Origin of the sequence: Polaribacter sp. IC073 (genome assembly GCF_007997075.1) — a bacterium.
In the GTDB taxonomy this organism is placed as follows: domain Bacteria; phylum Bacteroidota; class Bacteroidia; order Flavobacteriales; family Flavobacteriaceae; genus Polaribacter.
In genome coordinates, this window is sequence record NZ_VORS01000001.1 from 167,029 (window position 1) to 181,447 (window position 14,419).

The 14,419-nt window shown below is 32.3% G+C and carries 15 protein-coding genes; 2 read left to right on the plus strand and 13 right to left on the minus strand.

Going from position 1 to position 14,419, the window contains the following annotated elements; translation table 11 throughout:
* Positions 1-27 precede the first annotated feature (27 nt).
* Entirely contained in the window at positions 28-501 is a 474-nt protein-coding gene (locus ES045_RS00690; RefSeq protein WP_147110839.1) for a CYTH domain-containing protein, read from the plus strand.
* Between the two features lie 236 nt (positions 502-737).
* On the opposite strand, the gene trhA is transcribed toward ES045_RS00690, so the two are convergent.
* Positions 738-1,379, minus strand: a complete 642-nt coding sequence (gene trhA / locus ES045_RS00695; protein WP_147110842.1) for a PAQR family membrane homeostasis protein TrhA — start codon at positions 1,377-1,379, stop codon at positions 738-740.
* Positions 1,376-1,969, minus strand: a complete 594-nt coding sequence (locus ES045_RS00700; RefSeq protein WP_317131291.1) for a lysophospholipid acyltransferase family protein — start codon at positions 1,967-1,969, stop codon at positions 1,376-1,378. Before ES045_RS00700 ends, trhA begins: the two co-directional genes overlap by 4 nt.
* Before the next feature lie 309 nt (positions 1,970-2,278).
* Here ES045_RS00700 and trpS point away from each other — a divergent pair, with 309 nt between their 5' ends.
* Positions 2,279-3,247, plus strand: coding sequence for a tryptophan--tRNA ligase (gene trpS, locus ES045_RS00705; protein ID WP_147110848.1), 969 nt, complete (start codon positions 2,279-2,281; stop codon positions 3,245-3,247).
* A gap of 133 nt (positions 3,248-3,380) precedes the next feature.
* Here trpS and ES045_RS00710 read toward each other — a convergent pair whose 3' ends face one another.
* The 11 genes from ES045_RS00710 to ES045_RS00760 all read right to left on the minus strand — a co-directional run bounded on the left by ES045_RS00710 (position 3,381) and on the right by ES045_RS00760 (position 14,228).
* Entirely contained in the window at positions 3,381-4,364 is a 984-nt protein-coding gene (locus ES045_RS00710; protein ID WP_147110850.1) for a DUF4837 family protein, read from the minus strand.
* Between the two features lie 2 nt (positions 4,365-4,366).
* Positions 4,367-5,851 carry a lytic transglycosylase domain-containing protein gene (locus ES045_RS00715; RefSeq protein ID WP_147110853.1) on the minus strand — a complete coding sequence of 495 codons (1,485 nt, stop codon included), beginning with the start codon at positions 5,849-5,851 and terminating at the stop codon, positions 4,367-4,369.
* Between the two features lie 116 nt (positions 5,852-5,967).
* Positions 5,968-6,729: an exodeoxyribonuclease III gene (locus ES045_RS00720; RefSeq protein ID WP_147110856.1), complete on the minus strand. Its 762-nt coding sequence runs from the start codon at positions 6,727-6,729 to the stop codon at positions 5,968-5,970.
* A 47-nt stretch (positions 6,730-6,776) separates the two neighbouring features.
* Positions 6,777-7,007, minus strand: a complete 231-nt coding sequence (locus ES045_RS00725; protein WP_147110859.1) for a hypothetical protein — start codon at positions 7,005-7,007, stop codon at positions 6,777-6,779.
* Between the two features lies 1 nt (position 7,008).
* A complete protein-coding gene (locus ES045_RS00730; protein WP_147110863.1) occupies positions 7,009-7,230 on the minus strand; it encodes a hypothetical protein in 222 nt (73 codons plus the stop codon).
* A 1-nt stretch (position 7,231) separates the two neighbouring features.
* On the minus strand, positions 7,232-7,888 hold the full coding sequence (locus ES045_RS00735; protein ID WP_147110866.1) for a 3-oxoacid CoA-transferase subunit B: 657 nt from the start codon (positions 7,886-7,888) through the stop codon (positions 7,232-7,234).
* 2 nt (positions 7,889-7,890) lie between these two features.
* Positions 7,891-8,592 carry a CoA transferase subunit A gene (locus ES045_RS00740; RefSeq protein ID WP_147110869.1) on the minus strand — a complete coding sequence of 234 codons (702 nt, stop codon included), beginning with the start codon at positions 8,590-8,592 and terminating at the stop codon, positions 7,891-7,893.
* A gap of 39 nt (positions 8,593-8,631) precedes the next feature.
* Positions 8,632-10,914 carry a penicillin-binding protein 1A gene (locus ES045_RS00745; protein ID WP_147110872.1) on the minus strand — a complete coding sequence of 761 codons (2,283 nt, stop codon included), beginning with the start codon at positions 10,912-10,914 and terminating at the stop codon, positions 8,632-8,634.
* 65 nt (positions 10,915-10,979) lie between these two features.
* Positions 10,980-11,477, minus strand: a complete 498-nt coding sequence (locus ES045_RS00750) for a gliding motility lipoprotein GldH (protein ID WP_147110875.1) — start codon at positions 11,475-11,477, stop codon at positions 10,980-10,982.
* A complete protein-coding gene (locus ES045_RS00755; RefSeq protein ID WP_147110878.1) occupies positions 11,455-12,951 on the minus strand; it encodes a stage 0 sporulation family protein in 1,497 nt (498 codons plus the stop codon). The genes ES045_RS00750 and ES045_RS00755 overlap by 23 nt, the downstream gene beginning before the upstream one ends.
* Positions 12,952-13,196: 245 nt before the next feature.
* Positions 13,197-14,228, minus strand: coding sequence for a rhodanese-related sulfurtransferase (locus ES045_RS00760; RefSeq protein ID WP_147110880.1), 1,032 nt, complete (start codon positions 14,226-14,228; stop codon positions 13,197-13,199).
* Between the last annotated feature and the right edge of the window lie 191 nt (positions 14,229-14,419).

Sequence of the window (14,419 nt, forward strand, 5' to 3'; positions counted from 1 at the left end):
CATTAGTACAAAATTGAATAGGATTTTATGGGTATAGAAATAGAAAGAAAGTTTTTAGTAAAAAGCGTAGCATTTAAAAAAGAGAGTTTTAAAAAGAACTATTTAAAACAAGGGTATTTAAATGCTGATAAAAATAGAACGGTACGGATTAGAATTTCTGATGAAACTGCCTACATTACAATAAAAGGAAAATCGAACACAGAAGGCACCAGCAGGTTTGAATGGGAAAAAGAGATTCCTATTTTTGAAGCTGAAGAACTTATGCTTTTATGTGAACCTGGTTTAATTGAAAAGTATCGATACTTAGTAAAAAAAGGAAAACACACTTTTGAAGTTGACGAATTTTTAGGAGATAACTTAGGTTTAATTGTTGCTGAAATTGAGTTAAATTCTGAAAAGGAAAACTTCGAAAGACCAATCTGGTTAGCCAAAGAAGTCACTGGAGAATCTAAATATTATAACTCTAGTGTTAGCAAATTTCCTTTTAAAAGTTGGACATAAAAAACCTCGAACAATGTTCGAGGAAATTTAATAAATCTACCCCTAAATAAATTTATAAAATGCCCAATAACTTACCAAAAGCTAAGTTACTGATTAACACAAAAATAGCTATTATTTCTTACAACAACAAAATTAACATAACTTTTTAAAAGTATTTTGTTAATTTTTCTCAAACTAACAAGTATCCTCTATTAAAATAGTTATTAAACTATTAATATCATAATAAAAATAAATATTTACAATATATAATATATCGTCAAAAAGTGACTAAAACTACCTAAAAGAACAAAAAGGTGAAATATGGCATGATTGTAAGGCAACTTTTTTATCATATAAAGAATGGCACCTATGCTATAAAACACACCTCCAATAAATAAAAAATTTAAACTAAAGGAAGATAAACTTTCTATTAAAGGGGTGATAAAAAAGACAACTTGCCAACCCATTAATAAATACATTGCGGTAGAGATTTTATCAAACCTTCCTGTAAAAAATAATTTTAAAACAATGCCAATTAACCCAAAAAGCCACACAAAAATAGCCATATAAATTCCTAAACTAGAATTTAAACCAACCAAGCAAAGTGGCGTGTAACTACCTGCAATTAGTACATAAATTGCAGCATGATCTAAAATGTTTAATTTTCTTCTTTTTTTAGGTTCTTTGGCTGCATGGTAAAAAGTTGAAGCTGCATAAAGAACAATTAAACTAAAGCCGTAAATAATAAAACTTGCAGGTTTCCAAAAACCAGTATAATTAAATGCTTTTAGTACTAAAAAAGGAAAGGCAATTATACTTAGGAACAAACCGAAAGCGTGAGACCAAATGTTTAAATTTTCTTCTGATGTTGAATATGCATGGTTTAGTTTTTCACTCATTTTTTTCTATTTGTGTCTTTCATGTATTTGGTGTCTTTTTCTAGATCACTGTAAAGAAGGTTAAAAGTTTTATACTTTAGGGCATCCATATCTTTTGCTACAGACATTCCTTTTGTTTCTATAAAATCGTATTGGTGCACTCTTAGAATACCTGGTCTACCTTTAAAAGGGTCCCACGAAAAAAAACGTTTACAATCATAGTAAACTTGTGGTACAATTGGTATTTCAAACTCTATAGCCAAACTAAACGCTCCTTTTTTAAATGGTGCCAAAATAATGTCTTCAGACGGCACTAATCCTTCAGGAAAAATTGCCATACTTACTCCGTTTTGCAAACGCTTTTTCGCCATTTTAAAAACACGTTTTCTACTTTCTAAACTACTTCTGTCTACCATAATAACGGTTCTTTTATAAAGAAAGCCAAATACAGGTATTTTAGCAAGTTCTTTTTTACCTACAAACACAATTGGATTTTTACTAATAGCGATCAATAAAAAAGGATCTAATAAAGAAGCATGATTTGGGCAAAACATATAACTCTTATCTTGTTCTATGCTTTCTTCAGACTTAAAATCTATTCGAAAACCCATTCCGTAAATTAATATTTTAGACAGCAATCTTGCGAACTTCCAGAATATATGATAATGGGCTTCTTTGATAGAAAAAATTAATAAAAAAGGGAATAGCAATAAAATAGACGCAAACATTAAAATGTAGAACCAGAGTCGCCAAACCAGTATTAAAAATATTTTTAGAAATTTCATAAAGACCAAAAATACTAATTTCTTTTTGTTTATTGATTTTACTAATCAAAACCTTATTTTTGTCCTCTAAAAAATTTATAAATCTTAATAAGTCATATTTTTTAAGGTTCATAAAAGCAGTAAAAACAAAAATTAATGTCAAGAATTTTAACAGGTGTACAAAGTACAGGAACCCCACATTTAGGTAATTTATTAGGAGCTATTTTACCTGCAATAGAAATGGCTAACAAACCAGAAAACGAGTCTTTTATATTTATTGCAGACATGCATTCTTTAACACAAATTAAAGATGGTAAATTATTAAGAGAAAACACATATAGTGTTGCAGCTACTTGGCTTGCTTGTGGTTTAGATATTAATAGAACTGTTTTTTACAGACAGAGTGATATCCCTCAGACAGCAGAATTAACTTGGTATTTGAGTTGTTTTTTTCCGTACCAAAGATTAACATTAGCACATGGTTTTAAAGACAAATCAGACAGGTTAGGAGACGTAAACGCTGGCTTATTTACGTACCCAATGTTAATGGCGGCAGATATTTTATTGTACGATGCAGAAATTGTTCCTGTAGGAAAAGATCAATTACAGCATTTAGAAATGACACGTGACGTTGCCAATAGATTTAACAATATTGTTGGTGAAACGTTGGTGGCACCCAAAGCAGAGATACAAAAGGGTACAAAATTAGTTCCAGGAACGGATGGTGAAAAAATGAGTAAATCGAGAGAAAATACCATCAATATTTTTCTTACTGATAAAAAATTACGCAAACAAATTATGGGAATTAAAACCGATAGTTTGGCTCTAGAAGATCCAAAAAACCCAGATACAGATAATATTTTTGCGTTGTATCATTTATTAGCTTCAGAAGCTCAAATTTTAGAAATGAGAGCAAATTACGAAGGTGGAAATTATGGTTATGGGCATGCAAAACAAGCTTTATATGAGCTAATTTTAGAGAAATTTGCTACTGTTAGAGAACGTTACCATCATTTTATGGAAAACAAACATGAAATTGACGAAGCGCTGAATATTGGTGCGGAGAAAGCAAAAGTTACTGCAAATGCCGTTATAAAAAGAGTTAGAGAAAAAATAGGGTATTAACTATTGAAGCATAATATTGCTGCAATAAAGAGTACTATAAAGTTTATTTTGACGGAACAGTAAATATTAAAAAAGAAAAGCGCCTAAAAGAATATCTTTTAGGCGCTTTTAATGATATCATTAAAAGATGAATTTATTTAATCTTCATCGATTTTGCGATAGCCTCTAACTCAAACAAGAATGCTCTCTTATTTACTGAGGGTGCATAGGTAAAACCTTCAAAAACTACAATTCTATTGTGCTGTTTATCAACTACAGAATAGTTTACAAATGGGCCTGCCATAAAATCATTTTTCACTTCCCATTTCCCTCTTGTTTCATACGTCTTTTTACCATCTAGAGTCATTTCAGAAGTAAAAGGTGTGTACGCTTCTTCTGTAATCATGTGCATGGTTTCTGGGTCTGTACCAGGAATGTATTTTTCTCCAATGCTATTTCTAACAGCTACAATGTTTTCAGAAACGCTAGCTTCATCTTCTAAAGGAACCGAATATACTAAGATGTTATTACTCCCTGTTTTTGCAATTCCGCTTGTTAAATGTTGTCTTAACCATAAAAAATCTCCTGTATCATCTACTGTTTTAAAATTTTTTGGTGCAGTAAAAGAAATCCCTAAATTTTGTGTCGTTTTAAACTGAGATTCGTCTAACTTATTTTCCTTAAAAATATTCTGAGTCATTAAGACATCCGAAGAAATATAAGCCGCTATAATTTCTTTTTTGTGTTTATTGAATACTTTCATAACACTTGCATCGTCTGTACCATACACGTAAATAATAGTTTGTGGCTGTGCGTAGACATTTTTCTTAATATAAAAAGCTTCTTTCTTTCCTTCTCCAATAATTAGAACGTTTCTAGAGACTTTCATCATGCTTCCAAAAGCATTTGGCGCAATTTGTGAAACCGATAATATGGGTTCTGGTTGTGGTAAACCAACCATAATTTCGCCAAAAGAATTTCTAATTGACGTTCCTAAATCTCCATTCCAGTCACTCACTTTGGTAACCACCATCACTTTATTAATTTTACCAAGAGAATTTCTTAGCACAAATTTATCTGTTCCTACACAAGAGGTAAGCAAAATTGCGACAATACATATCGAAAATATTTTTTTCATAATTAGCTTTTATAGATTTTAAGTTTGGTTCCTGGTTTTATACTTTTAACACTCCAAATATTGTTCCACTTTTTAATTTCATCAATAGAAACATTCTCAAACTTTTTAGAGATCATCCAAAGAGAATCTCCTTTTCTTACTGTATAGGTTTCAAACGCTCCTTTTTGAGTAGTTTTTACTTTATTTTTTGTTGATGAAACTTTTACCGAAGATTTAGTAATTGCCATCTTTTTAGGGTAAATACTTAAACGTTGTCCTATTTTTAATCGACTTGTTTTCATTCGGTTCCAACGTTTTATATCGCTAACTCTTACGCCGAATTTATTCGCAATTTTCCCTAAAAAATCGCCACTTCTTACTTTGTAACGAATACGCTTATCCATTTCAAAATACTTTGGCAAAGGTTTTTCTCTTTTAGAAGCATCTGCTTCTGCTAACATATAAATAGCAGCTTCGTTTTCGATAAAGTTGAAAGAATTTTTTCTTGGTAACGTAATTACATAATTTTTCCCTTCAACAAAAGGAATAATATCTAACTTGAAAGACGGGTTTAAGAACTGAATTAATTCTAAACTTATTCCTGTAGTTTCTGAAACATGATCGAAATTAATAGTCTTTTTAACGTGAATGGTATCTGTTTCGAAATAACGTATTTGTGGTGCATCTGCAATTAAATCGTGCTCTTTTTGATATTCAAACAGATACATCGTTGCGTAAAATGCGGGTACATAACTTGCTGTTTCTTGTGGTAAAAACGGACGAATATTCCAATAATTTCTGTAACCGCCAGAACGTTTTATGGCTTTCACAACATTACCCGGACCAGAATTGTAGGCTGCCAATGCCAAATCCCAATCTCCAAAGATGTTATATAAATCAGATAAATATTTACATGCAGCAATTGTTGCTTTTACAGGATCCTGACGCTCATCTACATAAGAACTTACCTTTAAATTGTACTGCACACCTGTTGGGTACATAAATTGCCACAAACCTGTTGCGCCAACTCTAGATTTTGCCGTAGGATCTAAAGCAGATTCTACAATTGCTAAATATTTCATTTCTAGCGGAATGTCATATTGATCTAGGTATTTCTCGAACATTGGAAAATAATATACTGCCTTTGCCATTAAAGCTGGATAGTACCTTTTTCTATATTTTAAATAAGATTTTATTACTTTTTCTAATGCAGGGTTGTATGCAATATGAAAAGGAGTTTTTGAATTGATATTTTGCAATCTTTCTTTTAAAACCTCTGTAGATAATGCCACATTAGAAACATCTTTTGTTTCTGCATCTTTTATAATATAGGTTGGTGTTTCATATAACGGAGACTTGTATTTTGTATCCATTAACAAGCTATCGATCAACACAATATCATAATCAGAAAATAAATCTGCTTGTGTTATTTTTTTAGGAATTGTCTCTTTTGGCGTTTGCGCAAAAACACTTGTAGTAAAAAGGAATAATAGGAGGATTTTTTTCATAAAACATTTGTCTGATGGAGTGCAGTCGAAGTCTAATAAAACCTCTCGAGAACTCTATAATTTTTCTACCACATAGAAATACAGACTATATTTTTATGTGATAGCTTTTATTTATTTTAAAGGTCTAATTCTACAGCAATTGGGCAATGATCGGAGTGTTTTGCTTCTGGTAAAATATAAGCTCTAGAAATGTTATCTTTTAATGGCGCAGAAACCATGGCGTAATCTAAACGCCACCCTTTATTATTGGCTCTAGAATTTGCTCTATAACTCCACCAAGAATACTCTTGTTTGTCTTGGTTTAAATAACGAAAACTATCTATAAATCCGTTATTCATAAAATTTCCTATCCAAGTTCTTTCTTCTGGTAAGAAACCAGAAACACCTTTCATTTTGGGGTTGTGAATATCTATCGCTTCATGACAAATATTATAATCTCCGCAAATAACTAAATTCGGAATTTCTTGTTTTAGATTATTGATGTATTCTTGAAATTCATCCATAAAAGTGAACTTAAAATCTAACCTTTCAGAATTTGTTCCAGAAGGTAAATACAAACTCATCACAGAAACATCATCAAAATCTACACGAAGATTTCTTCCTTCAAAATCCATGGTTTCAATTCCGGTTCCATACTCAACATGATTTGGTTTTTCTCTACAAAGAATAGCCACAGAAGAATACCCTTTTTTATTAGCAGAAAACCAATAGTGGTATTTATAACCTGCATTTTCAAACTCAGATAGATCTAATTGTTCTTTGTGCGCCTTTGTTTCTTGAATACAAATTACATCTGGTTTTGCCGCTTCTAACCATTCTATAAACCCCTTTTTTAGGGCTGCTCTAATTCCGTTTACGTTGTAAGATATTATTTTCATAAAGGCTTCTTTTTATTTCTTTCCTTAGAAAAAAATACTCTTGTATTTTATTTATTTATAAGTACTGGTTGCTTTAAAAACAACCAAGTAATTTGTTTTATTTTTCCATTTTGAGTTTGGATTATCTTTTTTCTGGGTGATAAAATAAAGGCAAGAAGCACAGAAATAATGCTATTCATCCAAATTTCTTGAATGTTAAAAACCTTGTCCATTGTCAACATAAAAACAACAATTAATATCGGATTTATCAACCAAAATATCTTTTTAAATAACTTCATATTACTTCAATATCTTTTTATAAAAAAGCCAACTTAACTGCTCTTCGGTTCCGTTTTCTTTAGGAATCTTTTTTATTCTTGGTGATAAAATAAAAGCCGAACCAATGTTTATAATAATGGTGTATACATTGGGTTCATATCCCAAAACCTTATAAATAATCAACCCAAAAAGGACAACTAAAACTGGAAATAAAAAAGGAATAAATGGTTTTAATTTTTTCAATCTAAATACTCATTTCAGGAATCTCTCCATTTACAACCAAGGTTCCTTCCGTTGCTTGTCTAATTTCTTCAACAGAAACCCCAGGAGCTCTTTCTAATAAATGAAAAGCATTGTCTTTAACTTCTAAAAACGCCAAGTTTGTAACCACTTTTGTAACACAACCAACACCTGTTAAAGGCAAAGAACATTTTTTTAATATTTTAGATTCACCACGTTTATTAGAATGCATCATTGCCACGATAATATTTTCTGCAGAGGCAACTAAATCCATTGCGCCGCCCATTCCTTTCACCATTTTCCCGGGAATTTTCCAATTGGCAATATCTCCGTTTTCAGAAACTTCCATTGCTCCAAGAATAGTTAAATCTACGTGTTTACCACGAATCATCGCAAAACTCATGGACGAATCAAAAAAACTTGCTCCTGGCATGGTTGTAATGGTTTGCTTTCCTGCATTTATAATATCGGCATCTTCTTCGCCATCAAAAGGAAAAGGTCCCATGCCTAAAACACCGTTTTCAGACTGAAACTCAACTTCGATATTATCTCTTACATAGTTGGCAACCAACGTAGGAATTCCAATTCCTAGGTTCACGTAAAATCCGTCTTGAACTTCTTGTGCTATTCGTTTTGCAATTCCTATTTTATCTAAAGCCATAATTAGTCTCTTTGTCTTATTGTTCGTTGTTCAATTCTTTTTTCATAATTTTTTCCTTGAAAAATTCTTTGTACAAAGATTCCTGGAATGTGAACGTTATTAGGGTCTAACTCACCCACTTCTACCATTTCCTCTACCTCTGCAACTGTAATTGTTGCTGCGCCACACATATTCGGATTAAAGTTTCTTGAGGTTCCTTTGAAAACTAAATTCCCTGCAGCATCCCCTTTCCACGCTTTTACAAAAGCAAAATCTGCTTTAAATGCAGGCTCTAAAACAAACATTTTACCATCAAATTCTCTTGTTTCTTTTCCTTCAGCTACTTCCGTACCATACCCTGCAGGTGTGTAAAAAGCAGGAAAACCCGCCTGTGCAGCTCTACATTTTTCTGCTAACGTTCCTTGTGGTGTTAATTCTACTTCTAACTCTCCAGACAACATTTGTCTTTCAAATTCATCGTTCTCACCCACATAAGAAGAAATCATTTTTTTAATTTGCTTATTTTGAAGCAATAATCCCAATCCGAAATCATCTACACCAGCATTATTAGAAATACAAGTTACCTCTCTAACGTCTAATTTTACCAATTCTGAAATTGCATTTTCTGGAATTCCGCACAAACCAAAACCACCTAACATAAAGGTCATTTTACTTTTTACGCCTTCTAAAGCTTCTTGTACGTTATTTACTTTTTTATTAATCATACGAATTAATTTTTATGAGATTCTAAAACAAATTCAGAACTAGAAATCTGTATCTTCTTCTGGTATTATTTCTTTAATATCTTTGCCTTTTTTATCAACCTCCTCATCGCAATTAATGTTTATTGATAAATTTTCTGGCTTTTCAAACGCTTCCTTACTTATGTTTAAATCTTTATCTGCATAACATTTCTGCATAAATAATGCCCAAGAAGGCAACGCCATTGTTGCTCCTTGCCCAAAACTAATTCCAGGGAAATGCGTAGCTCTATCTTCTCCACCAGCCCAAACTCCGGTTGCTAGGTTTGGTACAATTCCCATAAACCAACCATCTGATTGATTTTGAGTTGTCCCTGTTTTACCAGCAATTGCATTGGTCAATTTATATGGAAAACCCGTTACTATCTTAGGGTAAGAAGTCCAATTAGAACGTAACCTTGCACCAGAACCAGATTGTGTAACGCCTTCTAGTAAATTTAAAACTACGTACGCAGATTCTTCACTTAAAACCTCTTGCGTTTTTGGTGCAAATTCTTCTAAAACCGTTCCGTTTTTATCTTCAATTCTAGTAATAATCATTGGACTTACGCGCAAACCTCTATTTGCAAAAGTAGAGTATGCACTTACCATTTCTAATAATGATAATTCTACGGCTCCTAAAGCAATTGATGGGTTTGCTGGAATATCGCTTTCTATACCCGCAGATTTTGCTAAACGAACTACATTTTCTGGCGAAACCATATCTATTAATCTTGCCGACATGGTGTTTACAGAACCTGCCAAACCTTGTTTTAAAGTTAACATTTCACCGTATATTGGACTCGAGTTTTCTGGAGTCCAAGCTTCTGGAATTCCGTATTTCCCTTTGGGAATTGTATAAGGAATATTCGGAAACTGATCACATGGAGATAATTTTAATTGATTAATTGCAGTTGCATATACAAATGGTTTAAAGGTAGAGCCCACTTGTCTTTTTTGTTGCTCTACTGCATCAAACTTAAAATGTTCATAATCTACACCACCAACCCACGCTTTTATGTGCCCAGTTTGTGGTTCTATTGATAACAAACCAGAACGTAAAAAGTATTTATAATATTTTATAGAATCATTCGGAGACATAATGGTATCTAAATCTCCTTTGTAAGAAAACACTTTCATTGCTGTCTTTTTCTTAAAAACTTCTTCTATATATTTTGATGATTTCCCTACATTTTCTAGACGTTTATATCTGTCAGAATTTTTTTTCGCTCTGTTTATAATTCCTGAAATCTGGCTCTTATCAATGTCGTAAAAAGGGGCCGTTTTATTCTTTTTTAGTTCTTTAAAAAAGAATTCTTGTAAATTAGACATGTGTTCATCTATCGCTTCTTCTGCATATTGTTGCATTCTAGAATCTAGCGTTACATAGATTTTTAAACCATCTTCGAAAATATTATATTGTTCTCCGTTTGGTTTTGGATTCTCTTGAACCCATGTGCGCATTATCTTCTGTAAATGACCTCTAAAATAAGTTGCAGCACCATCTTTGTGACTTTCTTTATGAATATCTAATCCTAAATCTAATTTTTGAAGAGAGTCTTTTTCAATTTTTGTAATATACTCGCTACGTGTCATTTGTTTTAACACCACATTTCTACGCTGTTTTACCTTTTCTTCTCTTCTTAAAGGATTAAAATAGGAAGAGTTTTTTAACATTCCTACCAACATTGCAGATTCACTTAAATCTAATTCTTTCGGTTCTTTTCCAAAATAAATTCTTGCTGCAGATCTAATTCCTACTGCCTGATTTAAAAAATCGTATTTATTCAAATACATGGCAATAATTTCATCCTTGGTATACTGTCTCTCTAATTTCGTAGCAACCACCCATTCTTTAGCTTTTTGCAGCACTCTTTTAACTATATTTCTAGATGCTCTTCCTGTAAACAACATTTTAGCTAACTGCTGCGTAATTGTACTCGCACCACCACTTCCTGGTTTTAAAATTGCTCTTGCGGTTCCTTTAAAATCGATACCAGAATGCTCATAAAAACGTTCATCTTCCGTAGCCACTAAAGCATTTACCAAATTGGTTGGCAACTCTTTAAATTTTATAGGTGTTCTGTTTTCTGTTGCATACTTACCAATTGTTTTACCATCTATAGAAATAACTTCTGTTGCTAAATTTGTTTGCGGATTTTCTAATTCCTCAAATGAGGGCAACGCATCAAAAGGATCCCAAGCTGTATATAAAAATAATACTAAAATGAAGGTAAAACCTCCTAAAACAATTCCCCAAAACCACTTTAAATATTTTTTAAAACTTGTTGTTTCTTTCTTTGTCATAATAAAAACTATTGCTCAATAACATTGAGATTTCATTAATTTGTCTTTCCCGTGAAAACGAAAATCTAATTTATTTTTTCGATGCTAAAACCAACATCCTTAATTCCTTGCAGGTTTTCAATAGTATTAATTTCTCCATTTTTTCTCATTGCTTGTCTTATAGTTAATGTATAATTCCCTGCAAAAGGAAAAACTTTACGTTCTTTATAAAATAATTTATTTTCCTTTACTCCAGAAAAACCATCTCCTAAGAATTTGCCTGATACGTCTGTCATTTCATACTGTAATGTATCTATGACCACGCCATTATTCGGGAATTTTAATTCCGTAATAACATACAGGTTACTATATTCATACTTTGTATTGTTTCTTATGTTTACAAACAAGTTTTTAGGAGAAATAGTATCTTTTACTTCAAAATTAAAAGTTATTTTTTCTCCAGAACTCCAAGAACTATTTTCTAATGTTTTGTATTGATTAAATTCTGAAATATCATTGCATGCAATCATTAAAATTGAAACTAGTACAAACGCTAAAAATTTATTTTTCTGAATCGCTTCCATTTTTAGGAGTGTTGTTTGTACGATTTCTATTGTTGTTCTTTCTTGGTTTATTCGGTTTTTTTACCTCGCCTTTAGGCTTATTTGTGTCTGTATTTTCTTTTACATTAGGCTTCGAAACTGTATCTGGCTTCGCTTTTGAGGCTGGTTTTGCGTTTGCATTTGGGTTTGGTCTTGGTTTCGGCCTAGATTTTGGCTTGTTTTGAGACTGCGGCTTATTCTGCTGCTGAGGTTTGTTTTGTTGTTGCGTTTTGTTTTGTGGCTTTGCCTGTGGTTTTTTTCTTGCATTTGGTTTTTGTTGCGTATTATTTGCAACTGCTCCAACAGGTTTTTTCTTATTCTTATTTCTATTATTTTTTCGTTTGCTTGTTTTTGGTAAGTCAAAACGAGTTAAACTATCTTGCCCAACTGCGTCTTCAAAATCTACTTTTACAGCAATTTCTACATCTGCCTCATACTCTTCTAACGTAGCAGATTTTTCATTATTTTTATTCAGTTCTATGATTTCTAAAACTTGCTCTAATGTTAAACGAAACCACTTAAAACGTTCTTCTTTATAGGTATACCAAAGATGATTTTTAAAAATATCCATCTTTACAAAAACAGCTTCTCCTTTTTCAGTTTTTAAAACTAAATCTTGCTTCGGAAACGATTTTAAAGCATCTAAATACGTGTCTAATTCAAAATTTAAACAACATTTAAGTTTACCACATTGTCCTGCTAACTTTAAAGGGTTTAAAGATAATTGCTGGTAACGAGCTGCAGATGTGGTTACTTTTCTAAAATCTGTTAACCAAGTAGAACAACACAGTTCTCTACCGCAAGAACCAATACCTCCTAAACGCGCAGCTTCTTGCCTTGCGCCTACTTGCTTCATTTCTACACGAATAGAAAATGCACTCGCTAGATCTCTAATTAATTGTCTAAAATCTACTCTTGTTTCTGCTGTATAGTAAAAAGTTGCCTTATTACCATCTCCTTGATATTCTACATCAGAAAGTTTCATTTGCAACCCTAAACGACCTAAAATTTCTCTTCCTTTTTTTTGAGTTTCTTCTTCTTTCCCTCTCGCTTGTTGCCAGATATCAATATCTCTTTGAGATGCTATTCTGTAAATTTTCTTTACGTCTTCATGATCTTCGGTAATTTTGTGCTTTTTCATTTGCACTTTCACCAATTCTCCTGCCAAAGAAACCGTACCAATATCATGTCCTGGAGATCCTTCTACAGCAACAATATCTCCCATTGTTATGGGTAAGTTATCTGGGTTTTTATAAAAATGTTTTCTTCCGTTTTTAAATCGGACTTCAAAAATATTGAATCTTTCTTGTCCGCTTGGTAACGTCATGTTAGATAACCAGTCGAAAACGGCTAGTTTATTACTACCACTTCCACAGGTTCCTGACCCACAATTACCATTACTTTTACAACCTTTTGGTACGCCATCTTCTGTTGTACCACAATTTCCACATGCCATGTGATTTATATATTATTTAGTAATTAGTTAACCGTAACTAGCGCTTAGCAATCTCTACTAAAAACGAATACCGAAAACCGAACTACTGTTTGGTTCATAATTTGATTATCAAGCCACTACAAAAAAGCGATTTGACAAAGTCTAATCAGTAAATATATGAAATCTCGCTGACACCTAAAAGGGATTTTTTTGACAAAAAAAAGACCTCAAAATTGAGGTCTTTTATATATTTACTTATAAATAAGTTACTTCTTAAATTTCAAAACTTCACTTCGTCCTTTTTTAAAGATTTTATTACTGTTTCCTTTACCTTTTCTTAATTCTTTTTGCTCCTCAAAAGTCAATTGAATTATTTCTTGGCAATCTGTAGAACAGGTGTTTTCCATCGCTTCTGAACAATCATCACATTGAATAAATAATAAATGACACGCTTCGTTTGCACAGTTTGTATGCTCATCACAAGCTTTACCACATTGGTGGCAATTAGAAACTACATCGTCTGTAATTCTTTCTGCCCTTCTGTGATCGAACACAAAGTTCTTCCCAATAAATTTATTCTCGACGCCTTCTTCTTTTACTTGACGTGTGTATTCTATAATGCCGCCTTCTAATTGAAAAACGTTTTTAAAGCCTTTGTGTTTGTAATATGCAGAGGCTTTTTCACAACGAATTCCGCCAGTACAATACATTAACAAATTCTTGTCTTCTTTATTGTCTTTTAAATCTTCTTCTATAATATCTAAAGAATCTCTAAACGTATCTACATCCGGAGTTACTGCTCCGTCGAAATGACCAATTTCACTTTCGTAATGGTTACGCATATCTACACAAACCGTGTCTGGATTTGCCAACATTTTATTAAATTCTTCGGCATTTAAATGCACTCCTTTGTTGGTTACATCAAAAGTCTGGTCATTTAAACCATCGGCAACAATTTTGTTTCTCACTTTTACCTTGAGTTTTAAAAACGATTTATTATCGTGTTCTACGGCAACATTTAAACGGATATCTTCTAAAAAAGAAATACTATCTAATTGGTCTTTTAAAGCATAGAAATTTTCTGACGGAACAGATAATTGGGCGTTTATACCTTCGAAAGAAACATAAATTCTACCCAAAACGTCTAAAGCGTTCCATTCTAGGAATAACTTGTCTCTAAATAATTGAGGATTTTCTATCTTATAATATTGATAGAAAGAAATGGTGATGCGGTCTTTACCGGCTTCATCTATTAGGGCAGCGCGTTCTAGTGCGCTTAACTTATTGTACAGTTGCATGCTATACTAATTAGGTTAAACTTTATTTTTGATTGATTTTAAGATCAGAACTTAAATCGAGTACAAAATTACAATTTTTATCTTAAAACCCGTCATTACGAGCAATAATGACGAAACAAGCTGCTAATTAATTGAGAGATTGCTTCGTGCCTCTCAATGACATTAACAAACAAATTTAGCCCAGATTGAAG

Excerpts from the sequence above, each read along its gene's own strand:
- ES045_RS00690 (WP_147110839.1), top strand. The coding sequence starts at position 28 with ATGGGTATAGAAATAGAAAGAAAGTTTTTAGTAAAAAGCGTAGCATTT.
- trhA (WP_147110842.1), bottom strand. The coding sequence starts at position 1,379 with ATGAGTGAAAAACTAAACCATGCATATTCAACATCAGAAGAAAATTTA.
- ES045_RS00700 (WP_317131291.1), bottom strand. The coding sequence starts at position 1,969 with ATGGGTTTTCGAATAGATTTTAAGTCTGAAGAAAGCATAGAACAAGAT.
- trpS (WP_147110848.1), top strand. The coding sequence starts at position 2,279 with ATGTCAAGAATTTTAACAGGTGTACAAAGTACAGGAACCCCACATTTA.
- ES045_RS00710 (WP_147110850.1), bottom strand. The coding sequence starts at position 4,364 with ATGAAAAAAATATTTTCGATATGTATTGTCGCAATTTTGCTTACCTCT.
- ES045_RS00715 (WP_147110853.1), bottom strand. The coding sequence starts at position 5,851 with ATGAAAAAAATCCTCCTATTATTCCTTTTTACTACAAGTGTTTTTGCG.
- ES045_RS00720 (WP_147110856.1), bottom strand. The coding sequence starts at position 6,729 with ATGAAAATAATATCTTACAACGTAAACGGAATTAGAGCAGCCCTAAAA.
- ES045_RS00725 (WP_147110859.1), bottom strand. The coding sequence starts at position 7,007 with ATGAAGTTATTTAAAAAGATATTTTGGTTGATAAATCCGATATTAATT.
- ES045_RS00735 (WP_147110866.1), bottom strand. The coding sequence starts at position 7,888 with ATGGCTTTAGATAAAATAGGAATTGCAAAACGAATAGCACAAGAAGTT.
- ES045_RS00740 (WP_147110869.1), bottom strand. The coding sequence starts at position 8,592 with ATGATTAATAAAAAAGTAAATAACGTACAAGAAGCTTTAGAAGGCGTA.
- ES045_RS00745 (WP_147110872.1), bottom strand. The coding sequence starts at position 10,914 with ATGACAAAGAAAGAAACAACAAGTTTTAAAAAATATTTAAAGTGGTTT.
- ES045_RS00750 (WP_147110875.1), bottom strand. The coding sequence starts at position 11,477 with ATGGAAGCGATTCAGAAAAATAAATTTTTAGCGTTTGTACTAGTTTCA.
- ES045_RS00755 (WP_147110878.1), bottom strand. The coding sequence starts at position 12,951 with ATGGCATGTGGAAATTGTGGTACAACAGAAGATGGCGTACCAAAAGGT.
- ES045_RS00760 (WP_147110880.1), bottom strand. The coding sequence starts at position 14,228 with ATGCAACTGTACAATAAGTTAAGCGCACTAGAACGCGCTGCCCTAATA.